We start from the raw sequence: 26,810 nt of genomic DNA, 5'->3' as shown, positions 1-26,810 counted from the left end.
TGGCCCGCGCGGTCCGCGTCACGGCGCGGCGCCGGAACGGCAGATCGCTTCGAGCTGCGGCTGCGACGGCCGCGCGGGCAGCTTCGCCGAGGCGAGGCGGTCGACCAGCAGCACCGCGACGTCGCCATCGCCCTCGCGCGTGACGAAGCAGAGTGGCGTATCGCCGCTGCCGTCGACGCGGATTTCACCGACGCGGCGCGCGAGGCGCGCGTCGCGCGGCTTCAGCACGAGCTGCCACGCGTGCGCGTCGCCACTCGCCGACAGCGTGAAGTCGGCCGCGAGCGTCGCCGCATCGCCGCCGAGAAGCGCGGCGAAGCCGCGCAGGAAGCCTTCGAGCTCGGGCGCCTGGCCGAGCGAGAACGTGCGCGGCGGGCGATCGCCGCGCTGCACGCTCGCTTCTCCGTCCTGCACGCGCGTCTGCTCTCGGTACGGCGTGTCGACGCGCTTGCCGAGGCGCCCGGGGCCGAGGTATTCGAGTTCCCCGCGCAGGATCAGCGGTCGCTCGAGCAGGCCGGAGAAGCGCACTTCGGTGTACGGCGTGCGCGCGGGCACGTCGCGGCGCAGGGCCGCGACGAGCGCTGCCGCATCGGGGCTCTTGTCAGCCGGCGCCGCGAACGACGACGTCGTCGCGACCCATGCCGCGAGCAGCGTGGGCACCAGCCGCCTCGACGCCGCGGCCTTCGGGATTCCAGAAGTCATGCCAGTTGAACCAGTTGTAGGGATCCTGCCGCACGTGGTGTTCGAGCCGTGAAGCGTAGCGCTGCACGACCTCGCGCAGCGCCGCCTCGCGCTCGCGCCGCGGCAGCGCGAGCTCGTCCGCGAGGGGCTCGAAGTAGAGATCGTAGCGGTTGCCGCCGCGGTACATGCCGAGGCAGAGCACGATCGGCACTTTCAGGATCGCGCCGAGCAGGAACGGCGCGGTCGGGAACCGCGCCGGCGCACCGAAGAACTCGGCGTCGATCGTCGCCTCGTGCTCGCGCGCGCGGTCGGCGAGCAGGGTCGCGAGCGCGCCTTCGGCGAGCGACTCGGACAGCGCGAGCACGATCTCCGTGCCCGGTCGCGAGGCGTCGATGACGTTGCGGCCGATTTCCGGGTTGAGCGCGTGCAGCAATTCGGTCAACGCGGGCGTCTTCTGCGTGTCGAGCACGACGCGCACCTTGATGCCGGGGCGGGCGTCCGCGGCGACGCGCAGCACCTCGAAGCTGCCGACGTGCGCGCCGAGCAGCAGGATGCCGCGATCCGGATGCATGCGCGAGGTGAGTTCTTCCAGGCCATGCATGCGCACGTCGAAGCGCGCGTAGCGCTCGGCGAGCAGGAACACGCGGTCGAGGATCGTGCCGGCGAAGCGGTGGATGTGCCGCATGACCTGCCACGCGCTCGCGCGGCGGCCGGTCGCGCGTTCGAGGAACGCATACGACACGCGCCGCTCGTACGGGCGGCGGAAATAGAAGTACAGCGTGATCGGCAGCAGGCACAGGCGCGCGACGCCGCGCCCGCACTTGAGGCCGATCGTGCGGATCAGCCAGATCGCGAACCGGCCGCCGCCTTCGGGACGCGCGCTCCAGTGCTCGCTCATGCGAGTTCACCCTCGCCGCCGAGGATCGCGACGCCGTCGCGCTCGATGCGGAAGCGCACGCGCGCACCGTCGCGCGCGAGCGTGAGCACGGCATCCTCGCCCGGGCGCAGCGGCGCGACGAACTTGACCGAATGGATGCGCCGCAGCGTGCCGCCATCGCGTTCGATCGCGGCGGCGATGCGGTCGAGCAGCACGACGCCCGGCACGACCGGGTCACCGGGAAAGTGGCCCGGCAGGCTCGGATGGTCGGCTTCGATGCGCACTGCGATCGTCATCGCGCACCCCGCGCGCGCGGATCGTCCGCATCCGCGGCGATGCCCTGCAGCAGCACCGGCCAGCGCCGCACGACGCGCGCGATGAACAGCGGCAGCGGTGCGTGCGGCACGCCGCGCAGGTGCACGCGGCGATACGCGTATTCGAGCACGAGCACGAGCGGCACGAGCGCGTAACCGCCGACGTGCAGGTACCAGCGCCAGCCCGGCGCGGCGAACGCGGCCGGCGGGGTGGCGCCCAACGCGGCGAACACGCCGCCGGGCACGAGGCCGAGGATCGCGCCGAGCACGCAGGCCTGTGCGCCGAGCAGCAGCGCCCACGCCCATGTGAGCCGGCGCGCATACGCGGCGACGCGCGGCAGCGCGAGCCGCTCGGGGCTTTCCAGGATCGCGATGAAGCGCGCGATCAACGGCTCGCGCCCGTGGCGCAGGGTGCTCGCGAACAGCGCGCACAGCGCCGCATTGACGAGGATCGGCAACGCGTCGAGCGCGAGCAGGCCTTCACCACGCGCGGCGAGCAGGCCGAGCAGCAATGCGAGCGCGCCCCAGGCGCCCCAGGCGGCGAGGCTGCGCCGGCGCAACGCCGGCGACAGGAGTGCGCCCGCGAGCACGAACACCGCGAGCGCGGCGAGACCGCCGCGACCGCTCGACCACGCCGCGAGCGCGAGCAGGAAGTACACGGCGACGCCGGCGAGCAGCAGGCGCGAGCGGCGAGCCGGCGTCTCGGGCGTAACGGCGGGAGCGGGCAGGGACACGGGAACGGACACGCGCGACGACGAGGCAGGAAAGTGCGCCCGGACTGTAGCATGCGTCCACGTCGCTTCGCGGCCGCTGCGTCGCGCGCGCCGTCGGCCCGGCGCGCGGTCGCGACGCTGCGGCGCAGGTAGCCGCAAATGGTCGGTGCAGCGGCTCGTGTTCCGGCTAGACTCGGCCGACTTCGGGTGAGGAGCGCGGGCGATGGCGAACACGATCGAATGCGACGTGCTGGTGGTCGGCGGCGGGCCGGGCGGCTCGACCGTGGCGACGCTGCTCCGCAAGCAGGGCCGCCACGTCGTGCAGCTGGAGAAGGACCGCCACCCGCGTTTCCACATCGGCGAGTCGCTGCTGCCGTCGAACCTGCCGATCTTCGACGTGCTCGGCGTGATGGACAAGGTGCGCGCGCTCGGCGTGCTCAAGCTCGGCGCCGACTTCCCGTCGAAGGAAGGCAACTACCAGACCTTCCACTTCCGCCGCGCGCTCGGCAACACGCCGCCGCACGCGTTCCAGGTCAAGCGCGAGGAATTCGACCGCATGCTGTTCGAGCACGCGCGCGAGAACGGCGTCGACGCGCGCGAGAACGTCAAGGTCGAGCAGGTCGAGCTCGGCGGCATCGGCCAGGTGGTCGCGCGCGCGAAGGACGCGGCCGGCGAGGAGCTCGTCGTGCGCGCGAAGTACCTCGTCGACGCGAGCGGACGCGACACCCTGCTCGGCAACGCGCTCAAGCTCAAGCGCAAGAACGACGCGCACCAGAGCGCGGCGATCTTCGCCCACTTCAGCGGCGTCGAGACGCGCCCCGGCGAGGACGCCGGCAACATCAGCATCTACAACTTCGAGCACGGCTGGTGCTGGTTCATCCCGCTGCGCGACGGGATCATGAGCATCGGCTGCGTGTGCCGCCCCGAATACCTCAAGCGGCGGCGCGGCCGCAACGAGGAGTTCCTGCTCGCGACCCTCGCGATGATGCCGGACGCGGTGCGCCGCATGCAGGGCGCGAAGATGGTGTCCGAGGTGCGCGTGACCGGCAACTACTCCTACACCTGCGAGCGCATGCACGGCCCGGGCTGGGTCATGGTCGGCGATGCATGGGCGTTCGTCGACCCGGTGTTCTCGTCCGGCGTCTACCTCGCGATGCACAGCGGCAAGCAGGCCGCCGCGATGGTCGGCGCCGCGCTCGACGACCCGGCGCGCGAACGCGCGCTGCAGGCCGACTTCGAGAAGCGCATCCGCCGCGGCGTGCGAGTGTTCTCGTGGTTCATCTACCGCTTCAATTCACCCGTCATGCGCAAGCTGTTCGCGAGCCCGCGCAACACCTGGCGCGTCGAGGAAGGCGTGATCTCGATGCTCGCCGGCGACGTCTTCGACAGCCCCCCGGTGATGCGCCGGCTGCACCTGTTCAAGCTCATCTACGCGACGGTCGGCCTCGCCAACCTGCGCCGCTGGCTCGGCGAACTCGGCGAGCGCCGCCGCCAGGCGAAGGTCGCGTTCACTGGCGGCAATACGCCGGTGGATCCGGCGTGAGTTGGTGATTGGGGATTCGTGATTGGGGATTCGTGATTGGGGATTCGTGATTGGGGATTTGTGATTGGTTGAAAAGCCAAGCGCCCGCATGCTTTTCACGAATCACCAATCCCGAATCACCAATCCCGAATCACCAATCCCGAATCACCAATCACCAATCCCGAATCACGACTCCCGCGCACGATGCTGCTCGATGTGCGCCGACAACGCGCGCAGGCTGCCGAAGATCGTGCGGTTGTCGGGATTGTCCGAGCGCAGCTGGAAACCGTAGCGCTTGGACACCGCGAGCGCGAGTTCGAGCGCGTCGATCGAGTCGAGGCCGAGGTCGCCGCCGAACAGCGCGGCTTCCGGATCGATCGCTTCCGCCTTGATCCAGTCGATGTTCAGGCTGTCGACGATGAGCCGGGCGAGTTCCTGTTCGGCGGGCGTCTGGGCGGTGGCGAGATCGGTCATGGCGGGCGCTGGCTCGGGTATTGCAGGCAGTGACGGTCGGGCCAGTGTATCATCCGCGACCCTTTCCGATCCGAACCCGCGCGGCACCGATGTCGACCCCGATGAGCCTGCATGCAGCGCCGGTGGCGCCGCTCGCGATTCGCTACGAGCACGCCGCGCTCGACGCGCTGCTCGCCGCGGACGACGTGCTCGCGGTGATCGGCTTCGGTCGCGCTGCGCCCGCGTCGGACGATCCGCGCGTACTGCGCGTCGGCCTCGAGCCACTCGCGGCGGAGGTGGCACCGTTCGAGGTCTGGCGCGGCGTCGCGCCGGTGCGCCATGGTCGCGACGGCGAACTCGCCTGGAGCAGCGACGGCGAACACCTGTTCTTCGCGATCGAGGTCGACGAAGCCGCACACGGCGGCATCGGCGGCGCAGCCGAACACGCATATGCCTGCCTCGGCCCCTTCGTCGCCGCGAGCGACACGCCGCACATCCTGCGCCTGTGGAACTACCTCGACGCGATCAACCTCGGCGACGGCGACGATGAACGCTACCGGCGCTTCTGCGCCGGACGTGCGCGTGGCATGGACGCGCACGTGCCCGCACGCTACCCGGCCGCGACCGCGATCGGCCGCCATGACGGCGTGCGTCGCCTGCAGGTGTACGGCCTCGCCGCGCGCCACGCCGGCACGCCGGTCGAGAACCCGCGCCAGGTCAGCGCGTGGCGCTATCCGCGCGAATACGGCCCGACCGCGCCGACGTTCGCGCGCGGCATGCGCACCGCGAGCGCGGAACTGCTGATCTCCGGCACCGCCGCGGTGGTCGGGCACGCCTCGCGCCACGCCGGCGACATCGACGCGCAGCTCGACGAGACGATCGCGAACCTGCAGAGCCTCGCGATCGAGGCGGGCGCGCGTCCGCCCGGGCTCGACGGCCACAGCGTCATGAAGGCGTACGTGCGCCGCGAAGCCGATGCGCCGCACGTCGCCGCGATGCTGCACGCGCGCCTGCCCTCGCTCGGCGGCCTCGTCCTGCTCGGCGGCGACATCTGCCGGCGCGAGCTGCTGGTCGAAGTCGACGGCGTGCACGTGCTCGGGGACTGAGCCTCGTGCTGCGGCGCCGCACCGCACGCTGCGCGCTGCTCGCGCTCGCCTGCGCCACCCTGCTCGCGGCATGCGGAACGCCGCCCGGTCCCGAGCCCGTCAGTGACGCCGCCAGGGCCGGCGGCAGCAATGAGCACGGGCTCGCACGCCTGCGCAATCCGCTCGAAGGCGACGCCGCGGCGATCGCCGCGGGCGGCGCGCTGTTCGCGGGCAGGGCCTGCGCCGGCTGCCACGGCGCCGCGGGCGGCGGCGGCATGTGCCCGCCGCTCGTCAACGACGCCTGGGTCTACGGCGACGACGACACCACGCTCTACCACCTGATCCGCGAAGGCAGCATGGCGATGCGCGCCCACGGCTACGTGCGCGGCGATGCCGAGAAGGTCGCCGGCGACATGCCGCCGTTCGGCGGCGCGCTCAGCGAGCAGGAAACCTGGCAGCTGATCGCGTGGATCCGCGCGAACCATGCGCACGCGGCGCCGACGGAGCCGGCGACACGGTGACGCCGGCGCGCGCGAGCGCGTATCGTGTCCGTCCCTGCCGTCTTGCCGGAGTCGCGATGTCCGTCCATCTTCCGCGCCTGCTCGCCGCCGCGTTGCTGCTCGTCGCCGGCACGACCGCCGCGGCGCCGCTCGCCTGGGTGCCGAACCAGAAGAGCGGTTCGATCTCGGTGATCGACACCGCGACCGACACGGTCGTGCGCACGCTGACCGCCGGCGGCGCGCTCGGCGACCGCGTGCAGGCGCTCGACGTCGATGCACGCGGCAGGACACTCTACGTCGTCGATGCCGGCCACGACCAGCTCGTCGTGCTCGATCCCGCGACCGACCAGGTGCGTGGCAAGGTCGCGATCGGCGCCGACGCCGAGGGCGTGCGCCTGTCGCCCGACGATCGCACGATCGCGATCTGCGCCGAGGGCCAGCACCAGGTGCTGCTCGTCGACGCGGCGACGCTCGCGATCAGCGCGCGCATCAAGGTGCGCGGGCGCAACCCCGAACACTGCGAGTTCTCGCCCGACGGCAAGTACCTCGTCACCAGCAACGAAGGTTCGAACGACCTCGACGTTATCGACCTCGCCACGCGCGCATCGGTCGGCTCGATCGCGACCGCGGGCCATCCGCGCGGCGCCGCGTTCCTGCCGCGCTCGTCGATGCTCTACGTCGCGCAGGAGTCGGCCAACGGCGTCGACCTCGTCGACTTCGACGCGCGCCGCAAGATCGCGACGATCGCGACCGCCGACCGTGCCGCGGGCGTCACGGTCGCACCCGACGGCAAGCGCGTCTACGTCGCCAACGGCAGCGGCAGCGTGACCGTCATCGACGTCGCCAGCAGCGCCGTCATCCGCGAGATCGCGGTCGGCAAGCGCCCGTGGAACATGGCGATCACGCCGGATGGGCGCAAGCTCTACGTCGCCAACGGCCGCTCCAACTCGGTCAGCGTCATCGACACGCGCTCGTTCAAGGTGATGAAGGAGATCGCCGTCGGCGAACTGCCCTGGGGCGTCGTCATCGCGCCCTGAGCAGCCCCTTTCGCGGCAGGCGCGCGCGGCGCGACAATGCGCACCCCGCGCCGTCCGGCGCCGATCGTTTTTACGAGGTGATCGATGAAGACCCGTGCCGCCGTCGCCTGGGAAGCGGGCAAGCCGCTGTCGATCGAGCAGGTCGACCTCGAAGGCCCGCGCGCGGGCGAGGTGCTCGTGCGCATCGTCGCCACCGGCGTCTGCCACACGGATGCGTTCACGCTGTCGGGCGCCGATCCCGAGGGCCTGTTCCCGGTCATCCTCGGCCACGAGGGTGGTGGCATCGTCGAGGAGGTCGGCCCGGGCGTCACGAGCGTGAGGCCGGGCGACCACGTGATCCCGCTCTACACGCCCGAATGCGGCCAGTGCAAGTTCTGCCGTTCCGGCAAGACCAATCTCTGCCAGGCGATCCGCGCGACGCAGGGCAAGGGCCTGATGCCCGACGGCACGTCGCGCTTCTCGCTGGACGGCAAGCCGATCCTGCACTACATGGGCTGCAGCACGTTCTCCGAGCACACGGTGCTGCCGGAGATCGCGCTCGCGAAGGTCAATCCGGCCGCGCCGCTCGACAAGGTCTGCCTGCTCGGCTGCGGCATCACGACCGGCATCGGCGCGGTGCTCAACACGGCCAAGGTGACGCCGGGATCGACCGTCGCCGTGTTCGGCCTCGGCGGCATCGGCATGTCGGTGATCCAGGGCGCAGTGATGGCCAGGGCCGAGCGCATCCTCGCGATCGACACCAACCCGGACAAGTTCGAGATGGCGCGCCAGCTCGGCGCGACCGACTTCGTCAACCCGAAGGACCACGACCGGCCGATCCAGGAGGTCGTCGTCGAACTCACCGACGGCGGCGTCGACTACTCGTTCGAATGCATCGGCAACGTCAACGTGATGCGCTCGGCGCTCGAGTGCTGCCACAAGGGTTGGGGCGAATCGATCATCATCGGCGTCGCGGGCGCGGGCCAGGAGATCTCGACGCGCCCGTTCCAGCTCGTCACCGGCCGCGTCTGGCGCGGCTCCGCGTTCGGCGGCGTCAAGGGCCGCTCCCAGCTGCCCGGTTACGTCGACCGGTATCTCGCCGGCGAGTTGAAGATCGACGAGTTCGTTTCGGCGGAACTGCCGCTCGAGCAGATCAACCATGCGTTCGACCTCATGCACGAGGGCAAGGTCATCCGCTCCGTCATCCGGTACTAGACGTCATGGCGGTGCCTGCGGTCGTGGGCACGCGACGGATCGATGTGTCGGTCCAAGGCAAGGGATGCCCGCTTTCGCGGGGATGACGGAGGTCGGGAACATTCGTCCTGTACCAGGAACCCTGCGACGGCCTGTCGCCGTCGCTGATGGAAGCGATCGCGGGACACGCGGCCAAGGCGCCCGACGTATCCGCGGGCCGGGCGTGCAATCGGCGCAGCGCGCGCGGCGTGGCGCCGCATTCATGCTCCTCGTGCTCGCGGCGCTGCGCGTCGAAGCCGCGGATGCGCAGCAGCGCGCCGACGAGGACGTCGACGCGCTCGACCTCGTGCGTGTCGTCGGCGTCACGCCGCTGACCGGCACCGAGCTGCCTGCGGCGAAACTGCCCTACGACGTGCAGTCGATCGACGACGCCGCGTTTTCGCGTGCGCAGGTGACCAGCCTCACCGACTACCTCGATCGCCATCTCGCCGGCGTCAGCAGCAACGCGGCACAGAACAGTCCGCTGCAACCGGACCTGCAGTTCCGCGGCTACACGGCGACGCCGCTGCTCGGCGGCTCCGAAGGCCTGTCGGTCTACCTCGACGGCGTGCGCGTCAATGAAGTGTTCGGCGACACGGTCAACTGGGACCTCGTGCCCGACGCCGCGATGGAACGCATGAGCCTGCTCGCCGGCGCCAACCCGATCTTCGGCCTCAACACGCTCGGCGGTGCGATCTCGATCCGTACGAAGAGCGGTTTCAGCGACCCGGGCACGCGCGTTTCGCTGCACGGTGGCTCGTTCGGCCGCAGCGACGCGACCTTCGAGACGGCCGGCAATACCGGCGCATGGGGCTGGTACCTCATGGGCCGCCGCTTCGACGAGGACGGCTGGCGCGACGCGTCACCGTCGAACGCGAAGAACGTCTACGGGACGCTGTCGTGGCGCGGCGACGCGGCGACGTTCGACCTGCACCTCGGCCACGGCGACACCGACCTCACCGGCAACGGCCCCGCGCCCGTGCAGCAACTCGCCGGGCGCTGGCCAGCCGTATTCACCGCGCCCGACGAGACCGCGAACCGCATGAACCTCGCGAGCGGCGAAGGCTCGGTCGACGTCTCCGAGCATGCCAAGCTCTCGTTCACGCTGTTCCATCGCACCGTGACGACGCACTCGTACAACGGCGACGGCAGCGACTTCGATGAATGCGACGACGACGATGCGATCCTCTGCGACGACGACGGCGAGCCCGTGCTCGACCAGCATGGCGTGCCATTGCCGGCGATGTTCGACGCGATCAACAACATCAGCCGGCGCCGCCAGCGCAGCAGCGGCGCCACCATGCAGTTCACGATCGATGCGCCACTCGCGGGGCGCGAGAACCAGCTCGTCGTCGGCCTCGATGCGAACGACGGGCGCCTGCGTTTCGATTCCGCGGTCGAGGCGGCCGTCCTCGATGCCGATCGCCACACCTCGGCGGACTCGGGGCTGTTCATTCCCGCCGATGCACTCAGCGTGCGCAGCCGCACGCGCAGCCTCGGCCTGTATGCGACCGACACGCTGTCGGTGACGGAACGCCTCGCCCTCACGCTGTCCGCGCGCGGCAACCATACGCGCACGACGATCGCCGATCTCGGCGGCGAGAATCCCGATCTCGACGGCCGCCATGCGTTCTCGCGCATCAACCCTGCCGCGGGTTTCACCTGGCGCTGGAGCGACGCACTGAACGCGTATGCGGGCTACAGCGAATCCACGCGCGCGCCGACGCCGGTCGAGCTCACCTGTGCGGACGAAGATGCGCCGTGCAAGCTGCCGAACCAGTTCCTCAGCGACCCGCCGCTGCAGCAGGTCGTCGCAAAGGGCTGGGAAGCGGGGCTGCGCGGCGCAGTCGCGCAAGGCCGTGGTGATGATCGCCTCGACTGGCGCATCGGCCTGTTCCGCACGACCAACACCGACGACATCCTGTTCCAGGCGACGGGCGGTGCGCAGTCGAACGAAGGCTTCTTCGCCAACGTCGGCGACACGCGCCGGCAGGGCGTGCAGGCAGGCGTGTCGGGCACGTCGTTCGGGCGGCGCCTCGCGTGGTACGCGAATGCGACGTGGCTGGACGCGACCTATCGCAGCGCCTTCGTCGAGAACAGCGCCAACCACCCGGACGCCGACGACGACGGGCTCATCGCGGTGCGGCGCGGCGACCGCATCCCGGGCCTGCCGCGCGCGGGCGTGAAGCTCGGCGCCGATTTCGCACTCACGCCGGCATGGTCGCTCGGCGGCGACGTGGTCGCGAACACGGGCCAGTACGTGCGCGGCGACGAGGCGAACCGCCTGCCGCGCACGGGCGGCTGGACGGTGGTGAACCTGCGCGCGGAATGGAACCTCAACGCGCACGCGAGCGTGTTCGCGCGCGTCGACAACGTGTTCGACCGCCGTTACGTCACGTTCGGCACGCTCGGCGATCCGGGCGAGGTGTTCGCGGGATTCGATGATCCGCGCTTCCTCGGCCCCGCGGCGCCGCGCGGTGCGTGGGTGGGCTTGCGGCTGTCGCTGTGACATCACGACCGCGCAGCGCCCTGCGCGCGGCGTCGCCGCCGCCGTGCGCCAACCGTGAAACGCGCGGCAAAGCAAGCCTTGACCGCACCCGGGGCATCACTACGATACGGCGCTCGCGCATGCGTGCGCGAGATGAGCGGATGCGTCGCGGCGCGATCCGTCGCCTTCTTCCACGAAGACCCTTGGACGCCCGCTCGAGCGGGCATGACGGCCTCGTGCACGGCGCGATCGCCGTCGCGACACAGGACGATCCATGCTGAGCATCGAACAACGCATCGCCGCCGACATCGCCGCGCAACCGGCGCAGGTGAAGGCCGCGGTGGAACTCCTGGACGGCGGCGCGACCGTGCCGTTCATCGCGCGCTACCGCAAGGAAGCCACCGGCGGGCTCGACGACACTCAGCTGCGCCTGCTCGAGGAGCGGCTCGGTTACCTGCGTGAACTCGAGGACCGGCGCGCGGCGATCCTCGCGAGCATCGAGGAGCAGGGCAAGCTCGACGATGTGCTGAGGGCGCAGATCCTCGAAGCCGATACCAAGGCGCGCCTCGAGGACCTCTACCTCCCGTACAAGCCCAAGCGCCGCACCAAGGCGCAGATCGCACGCGAAGCCGGCCTCGAGCCGCTCGCGCTCGGCCTGCGCGAGGATCCGACCATCGCACCGGAAGTGCGCGCGGCCGCGTACGTCGACGCGGGCAAGGGCGTGCCCGACGTGAAGGCGGCACTCGACGGCGCGCGCCAGATCCTCATGGAGACGTTCGCGGAAGACGCCACCCTCGTCGGCGGCCTGCGCGCATGGATCTGGGACAAGGGCCAGATCCGCGCCAAGGTCGTCGAGGGCAAGGAGAACGAAGGCGCGAAGTTCCGCGACTACTTCGACCATGCCGAGCCGATCGCGAAGATCCCTTCACACCGCCTCCTCGCGCTCATGCGCGCGCGCAACGAAGGCGTGCTCGCGCTCGAACTCGCGCCGACCGCGGAAGCGGAGCAGGGCCACGCCGAAGCGGAAGCGCGCGTCGCCGCGCACGCGGGCATCGCCGCGCGCGGGCGCGCGGCCGATGCGTGGCTGCTCGAGACCTGTCGCCTCGCCTGGCGCGTGAAGCTGCACCTCTCGCTCACGCTCGACCTCTTCTCGCGTGCGCGCGAAGCGGCCGAGGAAGAAGCGATACGCGTGTTCGGCGACAACCTCAAGGACCTCCTGCTCGCCGCGCCCGCAGGACCGAAGGCGGTCATGGGCCTCGACCCTGGCATCCGCACCGGCGTCAAGGTCGCGGTGGTCGACGCGACCGGCAAGCTGCTCGCGACGACGACCGTGTATCCGCACGAGCCGCGGCGGCAGTGGAACGAGTCGATCGCCGAGCTCGGCGCGCTGTGCCTCAAACACGGCGTCGAGCTCATCGCGATCGGCAACGGCACCGCCTCGCGCGAGACCGACAAGCTCGCCGGTGAAATGATCAGGAAGCTCGGCGAGCGCGCGAAGATCGCCAAGATCGTCGTCAGCGAAGCGGGGGCATCGGTGTATTCGGCGTCGGAGACCGCGGCGAAGGAATTCCCGACGCTCGACGTGTCGCTGCGCGGCGCGGTGTCGATCGCGCGGCGCCTGCAGGACCCGCTCGCCGAACTCGTGAAGATCGAGCCGAAGGCGATCGGCGTCGGCCAGTACCAGCACGACGTCAACCAGGCGCGGCTCGCGCGTGCACTCGATGCGAAGGTCGAGGACTGCGTCAACGCGGTCGGCGTCGACGTCAACACCGCCTCGGCGCCGCTGCTCGCGCGCGTCGCCGGCCTCAGCGGCAGCGTCGCCGAGAATATCGTCAAATACCGGGATGAGCATGGCGCGTTCGCGACGCGCATGGCGCTGAAGAAGGTGCCGCGCCTCGGCGACAAGGCGTTCGAGCAGGCGGCCGGCTTCCTGCGCATCCCGCACGGCGACAACCCGCTCGACGCAGGCGGCGTCCACCCGGAAGCGTATCCGGTGGTCGAACGCATCCTCGCGCGCTGCGGCCGCGAGGTGAAGCAGGTGATCGGCGACGGCGCGTTCCTGCGCAGCCTGCGCGCCGAAGACTACGTCGACGAACGTTTCGGCGTGCCGACCGTGCGCGACATCATCCGCGAGCTCGAGAAGCCCGGCCGCGACCCGCGCCCGAGCTTCGTCGCGCCCGCGTTCGCCGACGGCGTCGAGGACCTCAAGGACCTCGTCGTCGGCATGGTGCTCGAAGGCCGCGTCACCAACGTCGCCGCATTCGGCGCGTTCGTCGACATCGGCGTGCACCAGGACGGTCTCGTGCATGTTTCCGCGCTGTCGCGCACGTTCGTGCGCGATCCGCGCGAAGCGGTGAAGGCGGGCGACATCGTCAAGGTCAAGGTCATGGAAGTCGACCTGCAGCGCCAGCGCATCGCGCTCAGCATGCGCCTCGACGACGTGCCCGGCGAAGCACGCGGCGCACGCCCTGCGCGCGACGAACGCGGCGGCGGCGAGCGGAACGCGCGCCGCGACGGCTCCGCACGCAAGCCACCGGGCGCGCCCGCGCCGACGAACAGTGCGTTCGCGGATGCGTTCGCGCGGGCGCGCAAGGGCTGAGGGACCGCCGGGGGCCGAGGGCTGGGGGCATCGCGGCTTCCGCCCCGGAGAAGGCGACCATGCGAGACATCCTCATCCGTTCACCCTGAGCGCAGGCCGCGGGCCGGAGTCGAACGCCGTGCCGCGGGCGCGTTCAATGCGCTGGCTGCGCAGCTTCGCTCGACGCGAACGGAACTTCGTGGTGTGCGCGATCGCGGCGCACACGGGGAAGGCGCGCTTTCGGATTCTGTCCGCTCCGTGTGTTCGGTGCGCTCCGCGGTCCAGCTTTACCGCCCAATCTCAACCTGAGCGCGAACCGAACGGGAATCCGCCTACGGGTCGATCACGCGAAGGGCCGCCGTAGACTGTCGCGGGTTACACGATTCGGATCGCCATCATGAACATCCACACGAAAACCGGCTTGCCGATCGCGATCGCCGCCGCCGTCGCGCTCGCGGGCTGCAGCGAGAAGCCGGCGGCCACCGGCACCAGCGACGCGCCCGCCGCGAGTGCGCCCACGCAGGCATCGACGGATGCGCCACCGCGCGAAGGACTCACCGCGCGCGAGATGATCTCCGCACCGCGCGGCAGCCTGCCCTCCGCAGGCGACGCCGGCCCGCCCGATGCGGATACGGCGGCCGTGCCGGCGCCGTCCGCACGTGCCGAACTGGCCGCGGCGCCCGCGCGCGACGGCGCGGACGCTCCGCCTGCACGCTCGCAGGATCCCGGCAGCACCGCCGCACCGCATTACGCGAACGTGATCAGCGTGCAACCGGTCAAGCAGACCACGACGCGTGAACGCGAGGAATGCCGTGACGAGCGCGTCGTGCACAAGCGCCGCCCGAAGGACGACCGGCAGATCGCCGGCACCGTGATCGGCGCGGTCGCGGGCGGCGTGATCGGCCACCAGGTTGGCGGCGGACGCGGGCGCGATCTCGCCACCGTCGCCGGTGCGGTCGGCGGCGGCTACGCGGGCAAGAAGATCCAGCAGCGCCAGCAGGATCGCGACACCTACACGACGACCGAACGGCGCTGCCGCACGGTCAAGGAACCGGTCGAGGACCTCGCTTACGACGTCGTCTACGAATACCTCGGCCAGACGCACCAGGTGCGCCTCGACCACGACCCGGGCGAGCGCGTCGAACTGCCGGTACGCGGCATCGAGTAGGCGCAGCGGGCCGCTCGCGTTCTCGCGAACGGCGCTGCGCCGATGTCGTCAGGGCGCGCCGTACTTGACCGAGCAGCCGTACGGTTCCGACGTCGGCACGCTGACCGGCTTGCCCGCGGCGAGCTCCGCGAGCGCGAGCGGCACGTACTGCGTCGCCTTCGCGACGTCGTCGGCATCGGCGCTCTGGATCGAGTCGATGCCGCCCATGTAGCGCAGCACGCCATGGCCGTCGATGACGTAGAGGTGCGGCGTCGTCTTCGCATCGTACGCATGGCCCATCCTGCCGTCCGGATCGAGCAGGTATGCGTTCGCCTTGCCGCCGACCCTGGCAATCCATGCATTCGCGCCGGCCGCGTCGAAGTGGCCCTGCTTGCCGGGCGCGCCGGAATTGATCGTGAGCCAGACCACGCCCTGCGCGGCCGCATCGGCCTGCTGCTTCTGCAGGTTGCCGGCGCCATAGTGCTTGCGCACGAACGGGCAGTCGGGATTGGACCACTCGAGTACGACGGTCCTGCCCTTGTAATCGGCGAGCGTGTGCGTCCTTCCGTGGCTGTCGACCACGCTGAACGCGGGTGCGGGTGCGCCGACGACGGGCTTGGCCCACAGCGGCGTGGCGACGGTGCACGACAACGCGAACAGGAACATCGATTTCATCGCGGACTCCGATGCAATGCCGGTACGGGTTCTGGGACCTCAGTTCGCGGGCGCGGTTCCGGCCGCGTACGGCACGCGCACGTGCCAGCCGCGCGGCGCGGGGCCGTCGGTCGTCGTGACGACGAGATCGAGGTCCACGGGCGCCCGGGTGAAGTATTCGCTGCGCGCCGCTTCGATCAGCAGCGCATCGCCGTCGCGGCGGATCGAAGGCGGCGCGTTGCCGACCACCTTGCGCTGAACGACGAACGCATCGAGCCTGGCCGACATGGACGGCAGGCCGGCACCGGCGAGGCGCACGGCGATGCGCGCGCCGCCGTCGTGGGCACTGCCACTCCACGCACTCGCCTGCGGCTGCGCGAGCCGCGCCGTGGTGAACGCAGCGGCGACGCGCGCATCGGGGCGAGGCATTTCACGCGCGACGGGCAGCTCGAGCGAGAGCGTCGCCTTGCCCGGGATGCACTCCTCGCGGCAGGCGAGCCACTTCACGGTCACGGCGAGAGGCGCATTCGATCCGGCCACTGCATCGGCCGGCACCTTCAGCGCGACCGGCAACAGCACGTCGCCTTCGTAACCGATGTTGTGAAGCCCACCGACGTCGAACCGCTTCGGCACCGGCCACTCGACCTCGCCCGCCGTGTACCCGGCCGGCAGCGACCACGCGAGCGTCGTCGGCAGGCCCGAATCACCTGGATTGATCCAGTAGCTGTGCCAGTGCGGCGCGTGGCGCAGGTGCACGCCGAGCGATGACGTCCCGCCCGGCACGAGCGCCACGTGTTCGGCGACGAGTTCCGCCCGCACAGGCTCGAACGCCGTTTCGTCGGCCGCGCACGCGGGCGAGGCGTACGCGAGTGCGAACACCGCGCGATGGAACAAGGGCGGGAAGGTATACGGGAATCGCATCGGCACCGGCTCCTCGGATCTGCGCACGGTAGACGATGATGCGTTAGCCGGGCGCAACGTCGCGCGACAGAGGTGCCGCGAACGCCAAGCCGAAGTATGGAGATGGAGAATGGGAAACTGAAGCTTCGCGCCCTGGGCGTCCGGCTTCGTGTTCCACCGACACTGCTCCTCCATGCGGTCTGGACGTCGGTCGCGCGGGCATTCGCCCGCGCGATCTCGTCCGGCCGGAAGATTGACCGGCGAGCGTTGCGCCTACGAAGTGCCCCGCCTTCATTGCGCCGGATGGAGGGGATTGGTGCGCTTATCCGACCCTTAAAGATGCGGTAAGTAACTGTTTTACAGGCTCCACGACATAACTACTACGGTGCCATGCCCCCGATTATGCCCCCTACTGCGTCAAGTCGAGAAGCGTAGACTGCGGGCCGAAAACGAGGGGATGAATGCCATGCACGGAACGATGGTGAGGGTCGTGATTCAAGCTGTACTTGCGACGCAAGTACTTCTGCCGCTCGCCGTCGCAGCTGCGCCCTTCGGTGAATCAAAGACGGTAACCAACGGGACGCCGGTTTGCCCGGGCGATGGAACCCTCGCGGCAGGGGTGCTCACCACGCTACCGGTCGAAGTTGGCGTGGATTCGCGCATCTTCGTCGTCGTGAGCGTGAGTACCGGAGCGCATTCAGCGGGCGCGTATGCAGCCATAACGCGCGGAGCCAACATGCCCGTGCTCGGCACCATCGAAAACGGATTCCAGGCGTGGCAATCAGGCCAAGAGCAACAAACGCGGCCTCCGATTGTCGTCCAAGGTGTCATGCACGCCAGCTCGAATCCTGTCGACCCGAGCGCTACGCCGCTGACCCTTGCGCCTGGCTCATATCAGCTGCAGTTGCGCGTCTATTCGACCGGCAATTGCGGGCAAGGCTTCGGGGCCACGAGTGCGACGCTCACCTACATCCTTTTGTCTTCGAGCTACGACCGGATATACGCCGACGGCTTCGCCTAGCCGCTGCTCTCCAAACGTGCGATGAGGCTTTGTGCCCAAGCTCGAATTGCAGGGTTCAAGGTGGGATTCGCACGTGCCGCGACGACGAGTTCGTCCGCAATGGCCTCAGGGCTTGGAACTGCTCGGGTAGCACCGCAATGCTCGACCTCTTGTTTATCGCGCCATTTCGACCGTTGACGGTTTTTTAGCCAGAAAATCTGTGCCGTAGGATGACCAGGAATGTGCACCCCCTGACCCGTCGTATAGCCCGTCGCGCGTCGAAAGAGCGCGCGCTCCACCTCCGCGTCGGCTAGCCCCTTTCGCTTTAGGACCGCCGAAAAATCCGCGTGATCTTGCAACCAAGCCCGTATGGTCGATTCCGCGCGGTTGAGTGCGTACGCGACGTCTGCGTTTGTCGCACCAATCTCGTACATCCGCTCGGCTACGCGAGGCATCCAAGGCTCGTAATTCGATGGACGGCCTTTCTTGAGTTCAATCATCGCCCTGTTCCAATGCTGATTCTCGGCCGAGGAATATTGTGGCGTGCCCGCACATGGCACCACGGGCAACCGGCAGCCGTCGGCAAATTGCGGACTACGGGCAGCACCCGTGCAACTTCTGGCGCGGCGTAAACGGGGCCACAGTGCATGCAGCGAATCGCCGCGGTTTCGTGCGACGGCACGGAGCCGCGCTCGCGTAGGTCGGAATCGCGCAGCGCGCGGACATAGGCGCGCAGCACATCGTCCGACAGCTCCGCGCAGGCTTCCAAGCCCGCTGTGGGCAGTTCCCGCACGATGACGGTGCCAACGCCTTCAGCAAACGCAAGGCTTTCCAGCTTCGCGCGCAGTTCGCCCGTCGTGAGCGCTGCAAGGATTGCTGGCTTCGCTTCCGTAAGCGTCTGGCGAAGCTCCGGCGTAAGTGTGCCGCGCGGCGCGACAATGCGCAGGTTCTCGCCGTTGCGCGAGAGGCGAACGCCACGCGCGGAAAGATCGCGGATCATGGTTTCGGCCGTGGCGCTCATACCTCGGTTGCCTCCTCGGAATCGTCTCCCCCGTTACCGTCCAACTGCGAAACATCCGTAACATCCGTAACAGTGGGCGGCGTTGTTACCGCAGTTACCCTTGTTACGGCGCTATCGGGTTGCGGGAGAGAGGCAGGCAGGTAACGCTCCCAAGCGTCGTGCAGGTCGGTGCGGCGGTAGCCTTTCGCCGTCGTGCTGCCGACGCGCAGCGTGCGCGATGCGATCCCATACGGGCGCAAACGATGACTCAGGCCGCGGTTATCCAGCGGCTTCCCGCGCAGGTCACCCCAAGGGCTTTCCTCGATCGCGCACAGGCCATCCAGTACCGCTTGAGTGGTCAGGGCGTCATCTTCGCCGAACACGCGGCGCAGGTCCGCCAACAACTGAATCCCCAAGCTCGGCGCGCTGCGTTTCGCGTCCGCCAGCAGCGCGACAGCGGAAGCACGTGCGCGCTTCGGCCAGTCCCCGCCCGCCGCGTCCGCGACCGCGATCAGCGGTTCCCACACATCCGCGTCGCGATCATTGATCCCGTCGGGCAGTTCCGGCCACTGAATGCGAGGGCCAACCAATTCCATCCATGCGGCGAGACGCACGGCCAAGGCGTCGCCTTCGGCACTATGGACGCGGTGGCGGTACGGCTCCACGGTTTCGGATGGCGCGCGGCGGCGCATGCGCACGATCACGGCGCGCGTCAGGATCGTATCCGGCAAGTCCCCGAGTCCCGCGAGTGCGACCGCGCAGTACGCCGGGATTTCCTCCGTGAACACTTCCTTTCCACGCACGACGCAGCGCCCGGCTTTGGAGTGCTTGCGATGCCCCGCGTTCAACAGGCCGCGGATTTCCTCGTTCTCCTTGGCCTTCGGGCCGAATACGGTGTCGATTTCGTCATAGAGGATCGTCGGGCGGCCTTCGTCCGATCCGACCTTGCGGAACAGGTAGGCAGGCGTGACGTTCACCGCTTCGACCGGGTGCGGCACCAGTAGCGCGGTCACTTCCAGCGCGCGAGACTTGCCGGAACCCGGCTCCGGTGAGAGGAACGCGAGGCGCGGCGTGGAATCCCACATGTCCATCAAGTGCGTGTGCGCGATCCAGAGCGCGTGCGCGGCGTGCGCGTGCTCGTTCGGGTAAGCGACGAACCGGCGCAGGAAAGCGGTCACGTCCGCCAGCACCTTTTCGCCGGAATCGTTCGCGGGCAGCGTCGGCGTGGCGACCGCCACGCGCGGCAACGGCCTCGGGTTGCGCTTCGCGGTTTCGAGCATCGAAAGCCGCCGCTCGGCTTCCGCTTCTACGCGGCTCACGTGCGGATTAGCGGCCATGCAGAACCTCGCGTGCGTCGCGGATGCGGTTTGTCGCGAGGTGCACGCGGCCCATGTCGTCCGGCGTCATCGGCTCACCGCGCGCGATCGTTTCCGCGGCGATCTCGATGACGGTCGATTCCATCGCCAGCACGCCAAGAGCCGCGCCCCAAGCGGCCGAACGGAACGCGGCGCGTGCAGCGCGGCGGTCTTCGGGAGAATCGTTGCGGGGACGGCTTGGGAACAGGTTCGCCAGCGTCAGGCCGGCGGAGGCCACGACATCGGCAGCGGAGCATCCAGCGAAGCAGTGGAGCATCACTGCGCCGTCGTCGCGCTCGCAAATGGACAGCGAGCCGCGCGAAGAATGGCCGACTGGACAGTCCGCGCGCCAGCCATTGGCGGAGGGTCGCGCACCAACGAGGCGGCACAGCACTACGTCGAGAGGAGTTGCGCAACGCACCGGCGCGCTCACCTCCACGTCGATTCCGGAGGGGCCCCGCATGGTCGTCACCCTTCCGCTTTCGGCGCGCAGTTCTCGATTAGCGCCCGTATCGATTCGACAGACCATGCTGTGATGCGGGTGCCCAGTGCCCTTGTCGGTTGGGGATAGCGGCCAGACCGCACTCCCTGCCACCAGGTGGACCGAGAGACGGGAACAACTCGCAAAACTTGGGGAAGACGCAAATAGCCCGTTTCGGGCAGCGACGATTCGTATTTCATGATGCCGTCCTGTATCGGTCGTCGGTGGACCGGACGGCGGCGATCCTGAGCTATCGCACAGGCGACGCCTAGGGACGGAAGTGCACCGACTTACTTCCCTTTCCGTATACTTGGCCAGTTTTTCCAGGCTTTCTCGGCTACCGCCTCAGAAACGCCGAATTCCTCAGCGGCCTTCGCAATCGCCGAAGCTGAGCTTCCAAGCCCGATCGGCCTTCCGGCATCCGATAGCTCTTTGATACGAGCGGCTATACGTGACGCGCGGTAATCCGCCTCACCACGTGGGCGATTGGGCTTATGAACGAGGCCGAATGCCGCAGCAGCGTGTCTTGGGTTCAAGGCCGTTTCAATGATGGCTTTGGCCAGCCAATTCCGGACGTCGCCACCAAGCGGCTCGTTGTCCTGCAACCGCATAGCGACTGCCACGAGATATCGCGCCGTTCCGATCGGGTCGGTGCGATCGATCGCAGCAAACAACTGCGCGTCCCGCGCAATTTCATAGTGTCGCCGCTTGTTCCCCGACAGCGTTTTCAGAACCTTGCGCTCTTGTACAACCCCATCTGAAATAGCTTGCACCATGTCTGGCGTTATAGCGTCGCCCTTTCGCTGCGAAGAAGCTCTTCTTTTCATTCGGTCGAGTTCCTCGCCGGACCCTGCGCCCCAACCTGCTTGTCGCTTCGAGGCTGCTCGCCGGTGCCTTCGTCATCCGTTAGTGGAGGCACCCACGAGCCGTTACGCAAATAGTGTGTTCCCGGCGTGGGTGGCTCGCGAAAGCCGAGCAACGAAGATTCAGTCGGAAATTTCCCGGCGCACGCGGCTTCGACGATTTTTGCGACCTCGACGCCCATACCGGGCCTCACGTGACCCAGGATGCAATCGCTATAGGTGCGCGTTTGCGTGGAAAGAAGAAATCCTGCAGCGCCAGCCACAGCAATTCCGACCCAGTACGCCGCGTGAACGATCGCCTTCATCTCCGCGCCTCGCGATTGATCGGGATAATCCGAGCGCCCGTGCGCAGAGCATCAAGGTACTCAGCCCACGCCTGCATCATCTTTCGACGTGCGTCCATGTGTTGCGCTCTGTTGTAGGCGGCTCGCACCTTATTCCTTTCGGCGTGCGCAAGCTGGCGCTCGATCACGTCGGGCGGATACCCCAGCTCGTTGAGACGCGTGGACGCCATCGCGCGGAACCCGTGCGCGGTCATCTCGGCTTTGTCGTAGCCCATCCGGCGAAGCGCCGCGTTGATGGTGTTTTCCGACATGCACCCCTTCGGGTCCGTCACGCCCGGGAATACATATCGACGGCCCCCCGTAAGCGGCCTCAAGTCGGCCAGAATCGCCACTGCTTGCGGCGCCAGCGGCACGACATGAGCTTCACGCATCTTCATCTTGGCCGCAGGTATGCGCCATTCCGCACGCTCCAGATCGATCTCCGACCACTCCGCCCTGCGAATCTCGCCCGGCCGCGCGAACACGAGTGGGGACAACCGTAGGGCGCACAGCGTAATGAAGCTCCCGCTGTAGCCATCGATCGCGCGCAGCAGCTCGCCGACGCGCGCGGGATCGGTAATGGCCGCCCGGTGCTGCTTCTTCGGCGTCGCCAGTGCGCCGCGCAGATCGGCCGTAGGGTCGCGCTCCGCACGGTCTGTGGCCACGGCATAGCGAAAAATCTGCCCGCACCGCTGCTTCACGCGCTGGGCGGTTTCGAGCTTTCCTCGCTCCTCGACGCGGCGGAGCATCGACAACAGCTCCGAAGCAATGATCTCGCCAATGGGCCGCTTGCCGATCCACGGGAACGCATGCACTTCCAGTTCACGCTGGGCCTTGTCGAACGTCGTAGTCGCCATGTGCGTCTGCTTCGACAGCCACTCCCGCGCGACGATCTCGAAACTGCTCCCGAGTGCAGCGCGTACAGCAAGCTTACGTTCGCGACGCTCGGCTGCCGGATCGCGGCCATCGCGCAATGCGGCGCGCGCCTTGTCGCGCAGGTCGGTCGCTTCGGCCAGCGGCACCTCGGGGAACACGCCGAGCGCCAGGCGCTTCTCCTTGCCCGCATAGCGGTACTTCCAGCGCCAGTACTTCGCGCCGGTCGGCATGATTTCGAGATACAGACCACTGCCTGCAGCGAGACGATAGGGCTTCTCACGAGGCTTCGCTTTCGTGGCAGCGATAGCGGTCAATTGCTTGGTGGCCATGCAGTCCTCGCGACGCGATTTGTGCCCCCAGCAGGGGCAGCGGATGCCCCCGATTGTTCCCCCAGATGCCCCCGGATTCAAGCGGACTCGATTGGACGTTGGCGGATGGTCTGGCACAAAAAACCCCGCGATTTGCGGGGTTCATTGGATGCATGCGGATGCTGTCGGACTCTATTGTGGTGCCGCTTATCCGACTCGAACGGATGACCTACCGCTTACAAGGCGGTTGCTCTACCAACTGAGCTAAAGCGGCACGGTGGCGGATTCTAGCAGCATCGTCCCGCGCGGCCGGCGGCGGTGGGAGCGCGGGGCGGCGCAGTGGAAGGCAGGCCTAGTAGGCCTGGCAGCGCGTCGCTTCGAGATGCGCTTCGTGCGCGCCGGCGACGCGGCTGGCGAGGTCGGGCGGTTCGGCGCCGGCGAGCGCGAAGTCGAGCCAGTAGACGGGAAGGTCCTCGGTGCGCGTGTTGACCTTCGGCGAGAAGCCGAGCGCGGCGATTTCCGCGCGGCGACGTTCGGCGTTGCCCTGGTCGCGGAACAGACCGAGCGAGATCGTGTTCTGCTGGTCGCCGGCGGTGACGACGTAGTAGTCGTGCACGCTCTTCGCGGCGAGCGCGCGCGCGGTCGCGAGCGCCTGCTCGCGCGTCGGCATCGCGGGCAGGTAGACCCAGTAGCCGCGCGTCTGCGTCGCGTGCTCCTCGCGCACGCGGATGCGCTTGGTCAGTGGCGTCAGCGCGGTCATCGCCGCGCGTGCATCGGCCTGCGTCGGGAACGGGCCGAACCGACGGCACTGGTCGTTGGCGAGGTCGGCCGGGCTCTCCGGCGCGCTCGCGAGTTCCGCGTGGTCGTCGCCGTCGCGTTCGGCGAGCAGCTCCAGCCGCGGCACGCCGGGGTCGGTCGCCGGCGCGACGTCCGCGGGCGGGCGGTTGGCGAACGCGAGCCAGCACGCGCCACCGATATTCAGCGCGAGCAGGAGCATGAACAAGGCGCGGACGAACATGGGCGGCGTTCGGGTCGGTGATCGCGACGATTCTAGTCGAGTCGCCCGGGTTCGCGGCGCGTCGAGCCGCGCGCTACGTGCCCGGCGAAACGTCGCGCGCCCACAATGCGAGGCCATGCAGCACGAGGTCGTGCACGCGCTCGACCGGCGCCAGCAGCGGTTCGAGTTCGTCGGCGCCGCCGCCGCCGAGCAGCAGCGGCGGCAGCGGCTCGCCCGGCGGCACGAGGCTCGCGCGGAAGCGCTCGATCGCGCCGGCGGCCGCGTACAGCGAACCGGTGACGACCGCGTCGGCGGTGGAGCGTGGTCGTTCGCGCAGCTGGCCGCCGCTGGCGTCGACGCGCGCCGTACCCGCGACGATCGCCTGGCGCATCGCCAGCGGACTCGCGACGATGAGGCCGCCGAGATGGTTACCACCGGCATCGAGCGCGTCGACGGTGAGCGCCGTGCCGACGCTGACGAGCACCTGCAGCCGCGCCGCGCGCGCGTGCGCGGCGGCGAGCGCGAGGAAGCGGTCGACACCGAGCCGTTCCGGCTCCGCGTACGCGTTGCGCACGCCGAGCGCGGCGGCCGGACTGCGCACGAACTGCACGCCGAGGCCGAAGCGCTCGCGCACGAACGCGGCGAGTTCCTGCTCGCGCACGCTCGCCACGACGCTGGCGACCCAGGCGGATTGGACGCGCGCGAGACCGCCCCATTCGCGACGCAGTTCGGCGACGAGCGAGCCGTCCGCGTGCGCGAACACGCCGCCCGGTCGCAGCTGGCCGTCGGCGCCGATGCTCGCCCATTTCAGGCGCGTGTTGCCGACGTCGACGAGCAGCTTCATGCACGCACCCGCAGGCTCACTTCGCCGGCATCGACGGTTTCCTCGCCGCCGGCGAACGCGACGCGCAGGGCGCCACGCGCATCGATGCCGCGCGCGATGCCCTGGCGGCGCTCGGCGCCACGCACGACGTCGACCTCGCGCCCGTGCAGCGCGTCGTGGCGCGCGTAGGCATCGGCGAACGCGGCGAAGCCCTGCGCCTCGAAACGATCGAGTGCGGCGACGAGGTGGTCGACTAGGCTCGCGACGACCCGCGTGCGCGACGGCTCCGGCGCGAGCGTGGCGAGATCGATCGCCGCCTGGTCGATCGCCGCGGCGGCCGCGCCGAGGCGCAGGTTGATGCCGAGCCCGATCACCGCATGGCAGGGGCCGAGCGCATCGCCGCCGAGTTCGACGAGGATGCCGCCGAGCTTCGCGCCGCGCGCGACGAGATCGTTCGGCCACTTCAACGCGATTTCACCGATGCCGCACGCGGCGAGCGCGTCGACCGCCGCGACGCCGACGGCGAGGCTGAGCCCGGCGAGCGCCGCCATGCCCGCGTCGAAGCGCTTGAGCAACGACAGCGCGATGCCACCGCCGGGCGGCGTGTGCCAGCGGCGGCCACGCCGGCCGCGGCCGGCGGTCTGAATTTCGGCGAGGCAGACGAGCCGGTCGCGCGGGTCGTCCGCGGCGCGGCGCAGCAGCTCGCTGCTGGTCGAATCCAGCTGCCAGTGCACGGCGAGGTCGCCGACCTGCGTCGAGGGCGCGAGCGCGCGGCGCAAGGTCGCCGCATCGAGCAGTTCGAGCGGTGCATCGAGGCGATAGCCGCTGCCGGCCTGCGCCTCGATCGCGATACCGGCCGCGCGCAGGCGTTCGACCTGTTTCCAGACCGCCGCGCGCGAGACACCGAGGCGCCCGGCGAGCGCGGCACCGGAAATCGCGCCGTGCGCGCCGAGTTCGGCCAGCACCGCGCGCGCGCTCGGCTCGATGGCAGTGGAGGAGCGGCTCGGACGGGATGCGGCCACGCGAATCGGTCGATGGTCGGTCGAAGCTGCAGTGTAGCGGCGGCGGCCACCCGCGCGGGAACCCGTCGGCGGTGCCGTCCGGCCGACTGTCCGCGCGTGTCCGCCCGTGTCCGGCGGACACGGGCGAACGGGCGGCGGGCGCGCTGCGACCGTGCCGAAAGGCACTGGCACGCCTCGTGCTACCCGCGAGGACGTGCCGACTGGAGTCGGCCACCGGATCGTGCGAGCATTGCGGCTTCCTTCGGCCGCGCCGCCAGGGAACCGTACCATGAACAAGACCGTCATCCTCCTCGCCGCCCTCGGCTGTTCCCTGACCGCCACGGGCGCGTTCGCGCAAAGCGCGCCGCTGCGCGGCGCCGGCCTGCTCGCCCTCAACGGGGTCGATTCGAAGACATGCCCGACCGTGGTCGAGCGCATCGATACGGGCGGCGGTTCGGGCGGTTCGACCGGCGCGCGCGCGCTGCGCGGCAGCGACGCGACGCCGCGCGCGACGCAGAGCGAAAACGACGAAAGCGCGGTACCGCAACCGCCCGATCCGCTGCCCAAGCCGATCGCCGGCGGCGACCCGTCCGCACCCGCCGCGGCGACGCCGAAGCGGCCGAGCTACCGCTGGCAGTCACTGGTCCCCGGCGCAATCAAGTGAATCCAGGATGGATTCATCCCGCGCAGGCCATGCATGGTCGGCGACACGGGATCTGCCACCTTCATCCGTGGGCCATGGATGATCGATGACGCGGGATCAGGCGCCTTGACCGCGTTCGACGCAGGTCCCCGGACGCACGCGAAAACGTGCCGATGCACGGCTGGCTGACCCGGCTGCGCCGCGCGCTGCAGCCTCCCGCACGCATCGCCGACGCCGACTGGGACGCCCTGGTCGCATCGTCCGCCCTGTTCGCCCGCCTCGACGCTGCCGATCGGCTCGCGTTGCGCGCGCTCGCGGAGTGGTTCCTCGCACGCAAGTCGTTCAGCGCGGCGGGTGGCCACGTGCTCGAGCCGTCGCATGCGCTCGCGATCGCCGCGCTGGCGTGCCTGCCGGTGCTGCGCCTCGGCCACGGCGCGCTCGCCGGCTGGCGCGAAGTGATCGTCTATCCGGGCGAGTTCCGCGTGAAGCGCGAGCACCACGACGAGCACAGCGGCGTGGTGACCGAGGGCGAGGACGTGCTCATCGGCGAAGCGTGGGAACGCGGTCCTCTGATCCTGTCGTGGGCGGACGTCGCGACCGACCTCGCCCACCCGTTCGACGGCTTCAACGTCGTCGCGCACGAGATCGCGCACAAGCTCGACCTGCTCGACGGCGCGATGAACGGCGTGCCGGCGCTGCCACGATCGATCGCGCGACGCGAATGGATCGAGGCGATGCAGGCCGGCTACGACCGCCTCGTGCGCGCGGCCGAACGCGGGCGCGATACCTTCATCGACCCGTACGCGACGGAAAGCGCGGACGAGTACTTCGCGGTCGTCAGCGAGCTGCATTTCTCCGACCCCGCCGGGCTCGCGCGCGCCGAACCTGCGGTGGCAGCGCTGCTCGCGCGCTACTACGGCGGCGAAACGGCGTGAACTTGGTTGCAGCCGCGCGGTCCGACCGGTAGCCTGCCGCGTTTTCG

Annotated in this window: 28 protein-coding genes and 1 tRNA gene; 11 read left to right on the top strand and 18 right to left on the bottom strand. The window is 69.4% G+C overall.

Annotated elements, in window-relative coordinates:
• Positions 1 to 18: 18 nt before the first annotated feature.
• From EV148_RS07470 to EV148_RS18650, 4 genes are read right to left on the bottom strand one after another with little or no spacing between them, the layout of a single operon-like run.
• Positions 19 to 657: a LolA-related protein gene (locus EV148_RS07470; RefSeq protein WP_131995895.1), complete on the bottom strand. Its 639-nt coding sequence runs from the start codon at positions 655 to 657 to the stop codon at positions 19 to 21.
• Positions 599 to 1,576 (bottom strand): lysophospholipid acyltransferase family protein, encoded by a 978-nt coding sequence (locus EV148_RS07465; protein WP_131995892.1) that lies wholly within the window; start codon positions 1,574 to 1,576, stop codon positions 599 to 601. The genes EV148_RS07470 and EV148_RS07465 overlap by 59 nt, the downstream gene beginning before the upstream one ends.
• The gene (locus EV148_RS18655) at positions 1,573 to 1,851 is read right to left on the bottom strand and encodes an ApeI family dehydratase (RefSeq protein WP_182518451.1); all 279 of its coding nucleotides are present in this window, start codon (positions 1,849 to 1,851) and stop codon (positions 1,573 to 1,575) included. The genes EV148_RS07465 and EV148_RS18655 overlap by 4 nt, the downstream gene beginning before the upstream one ends.
• Positions 1,848 to 2,603: a COG4648 family protein gene (locus tag EV148_RS18650; RefSeq protein ID WP_182518452.1), complete on the bottom strand. Its 756-nt coding sequence runs from the start codon at positions 2,601 to 2,603 to the stop codon at positions 1,848 to 1,850. Before EV148_RS18650 ends, EV148_RS18655 begins: the two co-directional genes overlap by 4 nt.
• Before the next feature lie 202 nt (positions 2,604 to 2,805).
• On the opposite strand from EV148_RS18650, the gene EV148_RS07455 reads away from it, so the two are divergent.
• Positions 2,806 to 4,125, top strand: coding sequence for an NAD(P)/FAD-dependent oxidoreductase (locus EV148_RS07455; RefSeq protein WP_182518453.1), 1,320 nt, complete (start codon positions 2,806 to 2,808; stop codon positions 4,123 to 4,125).
• 165 nt (positions 4,126 to 4,290) lie between these two features.
• Here the strand turns inward: EV148_RS07455 and EV148_RS07450 are convergent, their stop codons facing one another.
• On the bottom strand, positions 4,291 to 4,578 hold the full coding sequence (locus EV148_RS07450; RefSeq protein WP_131995889.1) for a phosphopantetheine-binding protein: 288 nt from the start codon (positions 4,576 to 4,578) through the stop codon (positions 4,291 to 4,293).
• A gap of 101 nt (positions 4,579 to 4,679) precedes the next feature.
• On the opposite strand from EV148_RS07450, the gene EV148_RS07445 reads away from it, so the two are divergent.
• The 7 genes from EV148_RS07445 to EV148_RS07415 all read left to right on the top strand — a co-directional run bounded on the left by EV148_RS07445 (position 4,680) and on the right by EV148_RS07415 (position 14,625).
• Positions 4,680 to 5,663, top strand: a complete 984-nt coding sequence (locus tag EV148_RS07445; RefSeq protein ID WP_241988017.1) for a chorismate transformation FkbO/Hyg5 family protein — start codon at positions 4,680 to 4,682, stop codon at positions 5,661 to 5,663.
• 5 nt (positions 5,664 to 5,668) lie between these two features.
• On the top strand, positions 5,669 to 6,163 hold the full coding sequence (locus EV148_RS18890; RefSeq protein ID WP_241988016.1) for a c-type cytochrome: 495 nt from the start codon (positions 5,669 to 5,671) through the stop codon (positions 6,161 to 6,163).
• Positions 6,109 to 7,179, top strand: coding sequence for a beta-propeller fold lactonase family protein (locus EV148_RS07435; protein WP_338419054.1), 1,071 nt, complete (start codon positions 6,109 to 6,111; stop codon positions 7,177 to 7,179). Before EV148_RS18890 ends, EV148_RS07435 begins: the two co-directional genes overlap by 55 nt.
• Before the next feature lie 84 nt (positions 7,180 to 7,263).
• Positions 7,264 to 8,373, top strand: coding sequence for an S-(hydroxymethyl)glutathione dehydrogenase/class III alcohol dehydrogenase (locus EV148_RS07430; protein WP_131995883.1), 1,110 nt, complete (start codon positions 7,264 to 7,266; stop codon positions 8,371 to 8,373).
• A gap of 241 nt (positions 8,374 to 8,614) precedes the next feature.
• Complete coding sequence (locus tag EV148_RS07425) at positions 8,615 to 10,900, top strand: TonB-dependent receptor (RefSeq protein ID WP_131995880.1); 2,286 nt, start codon at positions 8,615 to 8,617, stop codon at positions 10,898 to 10,900.
• A 253-nt stretch (positions 10,901 to 11,153) separates the two neighbouring features.
• Positions 11,154 to 13,478 (top strand): Tex family protein, encoded by a 2,325-nt coding sequence (locus EV148_RS07420; protein ID WP_131995877.1) that lies wholly within the window; start codon positions 11,154 to 11,156, stop codon positions 13,476 to 13,478.
• Positions 13,479 to 13,854: 376 nt separating this feature from the next.
• The gene (locus tag EV148_RS07415; RefSeq protein WP_199222736.1) at positions 13,855 to 14,625 is read left to right on the top strand and encodes a glycine zipper 2TM domain-containing protein; all 771 of its coding nucleotides are present in this window, start codon (positions 13,855 to 13,857) and stop codon (positions 14,623 to 14,625) included.
• A gap of 48 nt (positions 14,626 to 14,673) precedes the next feature.
• On the opposite strand, the gene EV148_RS07410 is transcribed toward EV148_RS07415, so the two are convergent.
• Both EV148_RS07410 and EV148_RS07405 read right to left on the bottom strand, forming a co-directional pair.
• On the bottom strand, positions 14,674 to 15,279 hold the full coding sequence (locus EV148_RS07410) for a redoxin domain-containing protein (RefSeq protein ID WP_131995874.1): 606 nt from the start codon (positions 15,277 to 15,279) through the stop codon (positions 14,674 to 14,676).
• A 39-nt stretch (positions 15,280 to 15,318) separates the two neighbouring features.
• On the bottom strand, positions 15,319 to 16,179 hold the full coding sequence (locus tag EV148_RS07405; RefSeq protein ID WP_158287365.1) for a protein-disulfide reductase DsbD domain-containing protein: 861 nt from the start codon (positions 16,177 to 16,179) through the stop codon (positions 15,319 to 15,321).
• Positions 16,180 to 16,615: 436 nt separating this feature from the next.
• Here EV148_RS07405 and EV148_RS07400 point away from each other — a divergent pair, with 436 nt between their 5' ends.
• On the top strand, positions 16,616 to 17,179 hold the full coding sequence (locus EV148_RS07400; protein ID WP_131995868.1) for a hypothetical protein: 564 nt from the start codon (positions 16,616 to 16,618) through the stop codon (positions 17,177 to 17,179).
• On the opposite strand, the gene EV148_RS07395 is transcribed toward EV148_RS07400, so the two are convergent.
• The 11 genes from EV148_RS07395 to EV148_RS07340 form a co-directional block, all read right to left on the bottom strand.
• A complete protein-coding gene (locus tag EV148_RS07395; RefSeq protein ID WP_199222735.1) occupies positions 17,176 to 17,658 on the bottom strand; it encodes a hypothetical protein in 483 nt (160 codons plus the stop codon). The genes EV148_RS07400 and EV148_RS07395 overlap by 4 nt on opposite strands.
• Positions 17,655 to 18,179: a TubC N-terminal docking domain-related protein gene (locus tag EV148_RS07390; protein ID WP_131995865.1), complete on the bottom strand. Its 525-nt coding sequence runs from the start codon at positions 18,177 to 18,179 to the stop codon at positions 17,655 to 17,657. The genes EV148_RS07395 and EV148_RS07390 overlap by 4 nt, the downstream gene beginning before the upstream one ends.
• On the bottom strand, positions 18,176 to 19,495 hold the full coding sequence (locus tag EV148_RS07385) for a DUF3631 domain-containing protein (protein WP_199222734.1): 1,320 nt from the start codon (positions 19,493 to 19,495) through the stop codon (positions 18,176 to 18,178). The genes EV148_RS07390 and EV148_RS07385 overlap by 4 nt, the downstream gene beginning before the upstream one ends.
• Positions 19,485 to 20,042 carry a hypothetical protein gene (locus EV148_RS18645; RefSeq protein ID WP_199222746.1) on the bottom strand — a complete coding sequence of 186 codons (558 nt, stop codon included), beginning with the start codon at positions 20,040 to 20,042 and terminating at the stop codon, positions 19,485 to 19,487. The genes EV148_RS07385 and EV148_RS18645 overlap by 11 nt, the downstream gene beginning before the upstream one ends.
• Positions 20,043 to 20,284: 242 nt before the next feature.
• On the bottom strand, positions 20,285 to 20,821 hold the full coding sequence (locus EV148_RS07370; RefSeq protein ID WP_131995856.1) for a hypothetical protein: 537 nt from the start codon (positions 20,819 to 20,821) through the stop codon (positions 20,285 to 20,287).
• Positions 20,818 to 21,162, bottom strand: coding sequence for a hypothetical protein (locus EV148_RS07365; protein WP_131995853.1), 345 nt, complete (start codon positions 21,160 to 21,162; stop codon positions 20,818 to 20,820). The genes EV148_RS07370 and EV148_RS07365 overlap by 4 nt, the downstream gene beginning before the upstream one ends.
• Positions 21,159 to 22,385, bottom strand: a complete 1,227-nt coding sequence (locus EV148_RS07360; protein ID WP_131995850.1) for a tyrosine-type recombinase/integrase — start codon at positions 22,383 to 22,385, stop codon at positions 21,159 to 21,161. Before EV148_RS07360 ends, EV148_RS07365 begins: the two co-directional genes overlap by 4 nt.
• Before the next feature lie 177 nt (positions 22,386 to 22,562).
• Positions 22,563 to 22,638, bottom strand: a tRNA-Thr gene (locus tag EV148_RS07355).
• A gap of 78 nt (positions 22,639 to 22,716) precedes the next feature.
• Complete coding sequence (locus EV148_RS07350) at positions 22,717 to 23,382, bottom strand: SPOR domain-containing protein (protein ID WP_158287364.1); 666 nt, start codon at positions 23,380 to 23,382, stop codon at positions 22,717 to 22,719.
• 73 nt (positions 23,383 to 23,455) lie between these two features.
• On the bottom strand, positions 23,456 to 24,205 hold the full coding sequence (locus EV148_RS07345; protein ID WP_131995844.1) for a type III pantothenate kinase: 750 nt from the start codon (positions 24,203 to 24,205) through the stop codon (positions 23,456 to 23,458).
• Complete coding sequence (locus tag EV148_RS07340; RefSeq protein ID WP_425479850.1) at positions 24,202 to 25,212, bottom strand: biotin--[acetyl-CoA-carboxylase] ligase; 1,011 nt, start codon at positions 25,210 to 25,212, stop codon at positions 24,202 to 24,204. Before EV148_RS07340 ends, EV148_RS07345 begins: the two co-directional genes overlap by 4 nt.
• Positions 25,213 to 25,474: 262 nt before the next feature.
• On the opposite strand from EV148_RS07340, the gene EV148_RS07335 reads away from it, so the two are divergent.
• Complete coding sequence (locus tag EV148_RS07335; RefSeq protein ID WP_131995838.1) at positions 25,475 to 25,849, top strand: hypothetical protein; 375 nt, start codon at positions 25,475 to 25,477, stop codon at positions 25,847 to 25,849.
• 152 nt (positions 25,850 to 26,001) lie between these two features.
• Complete coding sequence (locus EV148_RS07330; protein ID WP_131995835.1) at positions 26,002 to 26,763, top strand: M90 family metallopeptidase; 762 nt, start codon at positions 26,002 to 26,004, stop codon at positions 26,761 to 26,763.
• Positions 26,764 to 26,810 lie beyond the last annotated feature (47 nt).

The sequence above is a fragment of the Dokdonella fugitiva genome (genome assembly GCF_004342425.1).
GTDB lineage: Bacteria > Pseudomonadota > Gammaproteobacteria > Xanthomonadales > Rhodanobacteraceae > Dokdonella_A > Dokdonella_A fugitiva.
This window is presented reverse-complemented; position numbering and strand designations above follow the sequence as displayed.